This is a genomic window from Thermoanaerobaculia bacterium (genome assembly GCA_035260525.1).
In the GTDB taxonomy this organism is placed as follows: Bacteria; Acidobacteriota; Thermoanaerobaculia; order UBA5066; family DATFVB01; genus DATFVB01.
Genome location: DATFVB010000007.1, coordinates 1 through 7,224 on the forward strand (window position 1 = coordinate 1; position 7,224 = coordinate 7,224).

Here is a 7,224-nt window from a genome sequence, read left to right on the forward strand (position 1 = left end):
TCCGAGCTGCTCCGGCTGCCACGCCTCCGGCTTCACGACGGTCCAGGACGCCCAGCACTTCGCCTGCCACGAGACCCGCGAGGCGGTGACCGATCCCGTCAACGCCTGGTGGAACGGACACACCGGCTACGAGGCGGACGATCAGTGCGCGTGGAGCCCGACTCCGTTCATCGACGGCGGGTACGGGTATCAGTACGAGTGGTCGAACTCGGCCAACGCCTGCGTCAAGTAAGAGCCTTCGACATCGATTTTTTCAGGCCCCGGTTCGCCGGGGCCTTTTCCTTTCTCCAAGCCGCCACGGGGCCTTTCCCTGGCCGCGAGCCGCCCGGGAACACGGCTCAAGGCAGAAAAATTGCATGGACCGGGCGCCAATGGCGCCCCGCAATCCCGCGCTCGCCAAATCGGGAAGAGGAGGAACTCCGCGATGAAGAAATTGCTCGCTTTGGGATTCTCGCTCGCGCTCGCCACCGCCGCGCTGGCCGAGCGAAGAGAGGTCAACGGACACTGGGTCAACGAATACCCGACCAAGGCCCGCGCGGCCGAGCACTTCGCGCGCGGCGGCCACGGCGCGAACCTCAGCTATCACGGCGGCGACATTCTCTATGCGGCCCACGTCGTTCCGATCTATTGGGGGAGCTACTGGGGAAGCGGCACGGGCGCGAACGAGCGTTCGTCCATGAACAGCTTCTTCTCGCAGTTCGGGACGAACTCGCATTTCGGCGTGATCACCCAGTACTACGACACCACGACGGGGAGCACCCGGTACATCGGCCTGAGCTCGCTTCTTTCCGCGGGCGACTCTTACGACTCGTCCAACCCGCCGACGAACGTCACGGACTCGGCGGTCCAGGGCGAAGTGAACAAGTACCTGTCGAACCACACGTTTGACAACGAGGCGATCTACGAGGTGTTCATCCCGCCGACGTCCTATTCCTCGGACGGCAGCTATACGTCGTGCGGCGGCCCGAATCTCTACTACTGCGCCTACCACGGCAGCTATTCGAGCGGCGGCCACACGATCAAGTACTCGATCGAGCCGTATCCGAGCTGCTCCGGCTGCCACGCCTCCGGCTTCACGACGGTCCAGGACGCCCAGCACTTCGCCTGCCACGAAACCCGCGAGGCGGTGACCGATCCGGTCAACGCCTGGTGGGACCGGAGCGGCTACGAGGCCGACGACAAGTGCGCCTGGAGCCCGGCGCCGTTCGTCGACGGCGGCTACGGCTATCAATACGAGTGGTCCAACGCGAACAAGGGGTGCGTGAAGTAACGCTTTTCCCTCACGCCGGCGAATCTCCCGCCCCGGCTCCGGCCGGGGCTTTTTTTTCGGCGCGGGCGAACCGCGCCCTGTCGCGCCGCGGCCGGTCGTCGTACGATCCCCGCCGATGCCCCCGCGCTTCGTCCTTTCGATCGACGCCGGGACGACCGGCAACCGCGCGATGCTCTTCGACCGCGACATGCGGGTCGTCGCCCGCGCCTACCGGGAGCTGCCCGTCTCGTTCCCCCGCCCCGGATGGGTCGAACAGGACGCGCTCGAGATCCGCGACGGCTGTCTCGCCGCGGCGCGCGAGGCGCTTGCCGGCGTCGACCCGCGCGACGTGGCCGCGATCGGCATCGCCAACCAGCGCGAAACCGTCGTCGTCTGGGATCGGGAGACGGGCGTTCCGCTCTGCCCGGCGATCGTCTGGCAGGACCGGCGCACCGCGGAGTTCTGCGGAACGCTCGATTCCGCCTTCCTGCGGCGGAGGACCGGCCTCCCGGGCGATCCCTATTTCTCCGCGTCGAAGCTCCGGTGGATCCGCGAGCACGTGCTTCTGCCGGAGAGTGCGATCGCGGGGACCGTCGACAGCTGGGTGCTCTGGAACCTGACGGGGGGCCGGCGCCATGCGACGGACGCCTCGAACGCGTCGCGCACCCTTCTCTTCGACCTGCGCTCGGGAGATTGGGACCCCGAGCTCTGCGCGCTCTTCGACGTTCCGCCGTCGATGCTGCCGTCGATCACGCCGACCGGAGGCGACCTCGGCGCCTCCGACCCGGCCGTCTTCGGCGCCGAGATCCCGATCGCGGCCGCGATCGGCGACCAGCAGAGCGCGCTCTTCGGGCAAGCGTGCTTTCGCCCGGGCGACGCGAAGGCGACGTTCGGAACGGGCCTCTTCCTCGTTTGCAACGCCGGCCGGGAGGTCCCCGTCTCGGGCGAGCTCCTCGCGACGGTGGCCTGGCGCTTCGGAGACGAGACGACCTACGCCCTCGAAGGAAGCGCGTTCGTCGCGGGCGCGGCCGTGCAGTGGCTCCGCGACGGGCTGGGACTCCTGGCGAGCGCCGCCGAATCGGAAGCCGCCGCCGAATCGGTCTCCGACAACGGCGGCGTGTATTTCGTCCCGGCGCTCTCCGGTCTCGGCACACCGTACTGGGATCCTTCCGCGCGAGGTCTCTTCATCGGGCTCACACGCGGGACCACCCGGGCGCATCTCGTCCGGTCGGTGCTCGAAGCGATCGGCTACCAGACGCGCGAGCTCGTCGAGCTCCTGGGCGCGGCGCTCGGAGTCCCGATTTCCGAGCTCCGCGTCGACGGCGGCGCGACCGCCAACCGGTTCCTGATGCGGCACGTCGCCGACGTGCTCGGGATCCCGGTCTCCCGCCCGGAGATGGCGGAGCTGACCGCGGCGGGCGCGGCGGGAATCGCGGGAATCACGGCGGGAATGTGGAGCTCGCGGGAAGACTTTGCCGAACGACTCGGCGCGCGGCGACGCTTCGCGCCGTCGGGCATTTCCCGCGACGCGGAGCACGCGCGGTGGAGAGAAGCGGTCGAGCGCAGCAGACGGTGGGCGTCTTGACGGTGCAGTTCTGAAACGGCTCGCCCGCGGGATCCTGATCGCCGTCCTGGCGCTCGTCGCCGCGGCCGCGCTCTTCTTCGCGACTCTGCCCAACGTCGCCGCGCTCGCCGGCCGCGACCCCGCGACCACGGCCTTCATCGAGCGGCGCCAGGCGCAGCTCCGCCGCGAGGGACGGAGCGACCGCATCGAGCGGATCGTCGTCCCGCTGTCGCGGATCGCTCCCGTCCTCCGCCGCGCCGTCGTCCTCACGGAGGACCAGAACTTCTACCGGCACCACGGCGTCGACTGGGAGGCGACGCGCCTCGCTATCCGGACCGACATCGACAAGCGCCGGCTCCGCGTCGGCGGGTCGACGATCACCCAGCAGCTCGCCAAGAACCTCTATCTTTCTCCGGCACGAACGCCGTGGCGCAAGGCGCGAGAGATCGCGATCGCGCTCGAGATGGAACGGCTGCTCCCGAAGAGCCGGATCCTCGAGCTCTACCTCAATTCGATCGAATGGGGAGAGCGCTGTTACGGCGCGGAAGCGGCGTCGCGGCTGTACTTTGGACACCCCGCTTCGCAGCTCACGGCGCGCGAGTCGGCAATCCTCGCGGCCATGATCGCCTCCCCTCGGCTTTACCGGCCCGGCCGGAATTCGCGGCGCCTGGAACGGAGGGCGATGCGCATCCTGCGGCTCCTGGAGCGGTAGCGTCGCTTCCAGGTCTTCCCCTGGTGCGATTCTTGCTAAATCTCGAGTCGGCTACCCCATACCCCGGAAGTCGAATTGGCAGGAGATTCCACGATGAGCTTTCCAAGGATCATCTCGAGAGCGGGCGGGAGTGTGGCGGTCGTCCTCGCGGCGGCTTCGCTCGCCGCGGCCGCGCCGAACCGGGCCTCCGTCCGGCTCCCCTCTTCGCCTGCGATCCGAGGGATCACGCGGGCATCCGTCGCCGCGCCCGCGGCCGCGGCCGCCTCTTCGATCGGCATCGTTGCGGTCGTCGACTCGTCCGGGGCGCCGGCCGACGGCAACGTCTTCCCGTCGCGCGACCAGGTGTATCTGACCGGAGGGCCTCTCGACCCGTCGTGCAGCATCGGTGCTCTTCCCGACGGTGCCTGGTTCTACCAGGTGACCGACGCGTCCGGGGACACGCTCCTTTCCGGCGCTCCGCGCGCTCTCGAGGTGTCGGGCGGCGTGATCGTCTCGGCCGAAGGAGCGACATCGGGGACGGACGCCTGCGGATCGGAAATCGTGGCGCTCTCTCCATTCGACCGGGCGCCCCACGGCTCCGGCAACTATCGGGTCTGGCTCACGCCGGCTGCCGATCTCCAGACCGGCTCCTCGTGCGGCGCCGGGTGCTACTTCGGGTTCCTCCCCGTTTTCTCGATTACTCAGACGTTCGCGGTCCGCGAAGACTCCCGCTGCCGGACCACCCATTGCCTCTCCGGGATCGTCTTCTCGGACGAGAACGGGAACGGCTTGCGGGACTCCGGCGAGCCGGGGCTCGCGGGCGTCGTGATCTCGGCGACGGACGGCCACGGCATCTCCGCGACCGCGGTGAGCGGGCCGGACGGAACCTGGTCGATCTGCGGGCTGCCCGAGACGCAGTACACCGTCTCCGAAACCGTCCCCGCCGGCTACAGTCAGACCGCGCCTTTTGCGACCGTCCAGATCAGCCGCTATCTCGCGTCGGTCGCATCGGATTCGGGCGGAACTTTCTCGGTGACGTTCTGCAACGAGAGCTTCGAGAATCTCGCGTTCGGCAACGCCGCGCTCCCGGGGTCGATCTCCGGGACGAAGTTCAACGACGCCAACGGCAACGGGCTGCCCGACGCGGGCGAAGCGGGCGTGGCGGGCGTGACCATCAACCTCTTCGCCGGCGACTCGGCGTCCGGAGCGCCGGCGGCGACTGCGACGACCGACGCGAACGGCGCGTTCTCCTTCGGCGACCTCGCGGCCGGAACGTATGCGCTCACGGAAGATCTTCCGGCGGGGTACCGGCAGACCGTGCCCGGAGGCGACGGCGCGCTCGTCGTCGCGCTCGCCCCCGGCCAGTCAATGACCGACGCGCTCTTCGGGAACCAGCTCGCGACGGGCGCGATTACCGGCACGAAGTTCGACGACGTCAACGGCAACGGCGTGCGCGACGCGGGAGAGGCCGGGCTCGCCGGCGTCACGATCCAGATCGCCGGTCCGTTCGGGACGTTCTCGACGGCGACCGACGCGGACGGCAACTTCTCGTTCACGGGGCTCGCGCCCGCCGCGTACGTGCTCTCCGAGGTCGTCCCCGACGGCTACCACCAGACGTTCCCGGGCCCGCCCGGCACGATCGACGTCGCCCTTTCGGCGGGACAGACCGCATCCGTCCTCTTCGGCAACCAGCTGCTCGCCGCGACAGGCACGATCACCGGCCTGAAATTCAACGACGCCAACGGCAACGGCGCGCAGGACGCGGGAGAGTCGGGAGTCGCGGGCGTGACCATCAATCTCCTCGCCGCGTCGGGCGGGGCGCTCGTCGCGACGACGACGACCGGCGCCGACGGGTCTTTCACCTTCACCGCGGTCGCGGCCGGCGACTACCAGGTCGCCGAGGTGGTCCCCGAAGGGTCCGTCCAGACGCTCCCCGGAGGATCGGGAATGGTGCCGGTGACGGTCGCGGCGGGGGAGACGGCGTCCGGCGTCCTCTTCGGGAACCGCTCGACGACGACGGGCACGATCTCCGGGTTCATCTTCTACGACCTGAACAAGAACCGGATCCAGGACAACGGCGAGCAGCCGTTCCCGGACGTCACGGTTCGGCTCAAGGACGCCTCGGGGACGGTCGTCGCGACCGCGGTCACCGATTCGACGGGGCATTTCACGTTCTCCGGCGTGGCTCCCGGCGACTACACGCTTTCGCCGGTTCCCCCGACCAGCTTTTTCCAGACCGTGCCGCCGAACAACGCGCCGATCTCGGTGCACCTCGAGCCCGGCGGGACGGTTTCGAACCTCGTATTCGCGTTGACGTGCTGACGGCCCAACAGAGATTGTGCGGAGGACGATGATGGATCGGCGACTTGGAACTCTCCTTTCGATGATGGCGGCGGTGCCGCTCGTCGCGGGCGTCGCCCGCGCCCAGGACCGCTCGGACGTGAACGACCGGACGGCCACGAACGTGCTCAAGGGGGACACGTACGTCGGCGCGCAGATCGGCGTCGATTTCCTCGGAGACACGAACTACAAGTGCCGCTGCGACGCGCGCCAGTCCGACTTCCTCCTCTACGGCGGCCGCGTCGGACATTTCTTCACCGACCACGTCGCCCTCGAAGCGACCGTGAACTGGATCGACCTGCATCCCGGCTTCTACGACGCCTCGCTGGGGGTGATGTACGACTTCACGCCGGCGATCCCCGGCTGGAACACGTACGTCGGCCTCGGCGGCGGAAGCGAGCGCGAGCACGTGCGCGGCCGCGGCGAAGGGTTCGTTTATCTCGGCGTCGGGTCCGAATACCGGTTCAATCGCGTCGTCGGAGCCCGGTTCGAGCTCCGCGGCGAGCACGTCTTCGGCGAGCCGTTCTTCGGCGGGAGCTCCCACACGGACGTCCAGCCCAACGTCGGCGTCGTGCTCCACTTCGGAGCGCCGGCTCCCCCGCCGCCTCCTCCGCCGCCGCCCGCGCCGGAGATGCCGAAGGCGTCGCCTCCTCCGCCCCCGCCGCCGCCGGTCGAGGCCCCGCCGCCTCCGGTCGTCGCGCCGCCGCCCGCCCCCGAGACGTCGACCAACGAGATTCCGTTCGAGCGCAACTCGTCGCGGCTCTCGAACATCGCCAAGGCGGTCCTCGATCGCGTGGCCGCGCGACTGAAGGACGACCTCCACGCGACGGTCGTCGTCACCGGATACCCGGACGAGTCGACCCCCGAGCGCCGCCGCGAGCGGCTCGCCTCCCAGCGCGCCGAGAACGCCAAGGAGTATCTCGTCACGCGGCACGGCATCGACGCGGCGCGCATCTCGACCCGCACGGAGCCGGCGAGCCCGGCGACGTCGGGCAAGGCCGTCGTGACGGTCACGTTCAGCCCCCGCTCATAGGGCAACAGCGAGAATCCGGCCTCTTTCGCCCCCTCTCCGGAGGGGGCTTTCTTTTGCGCCGGCGGGGCGATCGCCGGAGACGTGGGTTCCCGCTTTCCCGGGAACGACCGACAAGGTGAATGGCGGCTGGCCGTGGGGAATTCGTCGCCGCGCTCGACGCCACCGTCGAGACGAGGCGAATCTCATTTACGAAAACCCAAAGGCGCGGCCAGGCGCGAGCCCGGCGGGATGCGGGCGGCGGCCGGCGGCTAAGGCGTACTGTGAACGTACGTCGTGCCGGCGGCCGGCCGCACGCGCCCGCCCGGCTCGATGCATCGCTGCGCCCGCTAACGTCTAATAGACGCCGC

At 69.3% G+C, this 7,224-nt stretch carries 6 protein-coding genes; all 6 read left to right on the forward strand.

Going from position 1 to position 7,224, the window contains the following annotated elements; all coding sequences use genetic code 11:
• Nucleotides 1–232, forward strand: a 232-nt coding sequence (locus VKH46_00215) for a hypothetical protein (protein ID HKB69238.1), incomplete at its 5' end; no start/stop codon positions are given.
• A gap of 192 nt (nt 233–424) precedes the next feature.
• A complete protein-coding gene (locus tag VKH46_00220) occupies nt 425–1,270 on the forward strand; it encodes a hypothetical protein (protein ID HKB69239.1) in 846 nt (281 codons plus the stop codon).
• Nucleotides 1,271–1,385: 115 nt separating this feature from the next.
• The gene (gene glpK, locus VKH46_00225; protein HKB69240.1) at nt 1,386–2,834 is read left to right on the forward strand and encodes a glycerol kinase GlpK; all 1,449 of its coding nucleotides are present in this window, start codon (nt 1,386–1,388) and stop codon (nt 2,832–2,834) included.
• Complete coding sequence (gene mtgA / locus VKH46_00230; protein HKB69241.1) at nt 2,722–3,525, forward strand: monofunctional biosynthetic peptidoglycan transglycosylase; 804 nt, start codon at nt 2,722–2,724, stop codon at nt 3,523–3,525. The genes glpK and mtgA overlap by 113 nt, the downstream gene beginning before the upstream one ends.
• A 93-nt stretch (nt 3,526–3,618) precedes the next feature.
• Nucleotides 3,619–5,826 carry an SdrD B-like domain-containing protein gene (locus tag VKH46_00235; protein ID HKB69242.1) on the forward strand — a complete coding sequence of 736 codons (2,208 nt, stop codon included), beginning with the start codon at nt 3,619–3,621 and terminating at the stop codon, nt 5,824–5,826.
• Between the two features lie 31 nt (nt 5,827–5,857).
• Complete coding sequence (locus VKH46_00240) at nt 5,858–6,877, forward strand: OmpA family protein (GenBank protein HKB69243.1); 1,020 nt, start codon at nt 5,858–5,860, stop codon at nt 6,875–6,877.
• Nucleotides 6,878–7,224: the final 347 nt, after the last annotated feature.